Here is a 1,118-nt window from a genome sequence, read left to right as displayed (position 1 = left end):
GCGATCGGCAGCACGGTCGTGACACCCCAGGATTGGTTGCGCAAGCCGGGATGCGTCGGTAAGACCGGTGGCCCGGGCACGCTGGGCCGGGCACGGATCTGCGACACGGAGGGAAAGGTGATGCCGGCGGGGGAGATCGGAACCGTGTACTTCGAGCGTCCGGACTTTACGTTCGAGTATCACAAGGACCCCGCCAAGACTGCGGAGACGCGGCATCCCTTCGAAGAGAACTGGTACACGACAGGCGATCTCGGATACCTGGACTCCGGCGATGTCCTGTTCCTCACCGGCCGCGACAAGTTCACGATCATTTCGGGTGGGGTCAACATCTATCCGCAGGAGATCGAGAATGTTCTCGTGTTGCACCCTTCGGTCGCCGACGTCGCGGTCGTGGGCGTACCCGACACGGACTTCGGAGAGCGGGTCGAGGCGTTCGTGCTCCTCGCGGCGGGCACGGAGGCCGGTGACGACCTCGAGCGCGACATGATCGACTTCTGCCGGGAACGGTTGTCCCACTTCAAATGCCCCCGACAGATCCGATTCGTCGACGGCCTGCCGCGGACACCGACCGGGAAGATGGTCAAAGGTGAACTCCGGGCCCTGATCGCGCGGTACGGCGGTGTCGAGGTGTCGTCGTGAAAGCACCCTCGGCAAAGCAGCGCGTCTTCATCGAGGCGGGTCGCAGAGAGTTCGTCCGCAACGGGTACGGCTCGTCGTCCATCCGGACGATCGCGCAGGAAGCAGGAGTGAGCCTGTCCGCTCTGTACTACCACTACAAGAACAAACAGGAGTTGCTGCTGGCGACCCTGATGGACGGTGTCGATACGTACGACGCGGTGTGTGACGCTGAACTCGCGAGAACCGGGGACGATCCGGTCGAACAACTCCGCGCTTTCGTTCGTGGCAACGTCAAGTTCCGGACCGAGTTCCCCGATCAGGGCAGAATGATCGCCACCGAGGTACGCAACCTCGAACCGGAAGGCGCACGATTGTACGAGGAGCGCCGCCGGGCCGGGCGTCGCCGGATTCGGGACGTCATCGACGAGGGAATCGAGAGAGGTGTGTTCACCACGGACTTTCCCGACGATTGCCGCCGGTCGATCCTGGCGATGACCTCC

General features: G+C 63.4%; 1 protein-coding gene and 1 pseudogene. Both read left to right on the top strand.

All coding sequences use genetic code 11. The annotated features are described in order from the left end of the window. Positions 1 to 639: pseudogene (locus tag AB0H50_RS35570) on the top strand (acyl-CoA synthetase); the annotation flags it as partial. Further along, positions 636 to 1,118, top strand: a 483-nt coding sequence (locus AB0H50_RS35565; protein ID WP_357461681.1) for a TetR/AcrR family transcriptional regulator, incomplete at its 3' end; no start/stop codon positions are given. The pseudogene AB0H50_RS35570 and the gene AB0H50_RS35565, both read left to right, overlap by 4 nt.

The organism is Nocardia sp. NPDC050793 (genome assembly GCF_040654065.1).
In the GTDB taxonomy this organism is placed as follows: domain Bacteria; phylum Actinomycetota; class Actinomycetes; order Mycobacteriales; family Mycobacteriaceae; genus Nocardia.
The sequence above is the reverse complement of the archived record's forward strand: the minus strand, read 5'-3'. Positions and strand labels throughout refer to the sequence as shown.